General features: G+C 60.7%; 1 protein-coding gene. It reads left to right on the top strand.

Annotated features, from left to right (window positions below):
* The coding region (locus tag RVY79_RS20775) for a hypothetical protein (RefSeq protein WP_317466494.1) at positions 1 to 252 on the top strand (252 nt) is incomplete at both ends.

Genomic DNA, 252 nt, shown 5'->3' with positions numbered 1-252 from the left:
CATGATGTTCTTCGGCCAGAACCTTGCGCCGGACGACATCACCCGGATTGTTGCCGGCCGCGACCTCACCGCAACCTCAAGACTGACTACGTCGGAGGGGGCCGCCAAGCCCACGCTGCTGGGTAACAGCTTTATTCTCGGAGGGCCGGGCGATCTGATCGTCGAGGCCGGTCGCAATATGGGGCCGTTCCTCAACTCGGCCGTTGTCAGAATCTTCGTCCCAGACGCTAACAATAACCCGGTCAATACGGG

This window comes from Chromohalobacter sp. HP20-39 (assembly GCF_033052815.1).
GTDB lineage: Bacteria > Pseudomonadota > Gammaproteobacteria > Pseudomonadales > Halomonadaceae > Chromohalobacter.
This window is presented reverse-complemented; position numbering and strand designations above follow the sequence as displayed.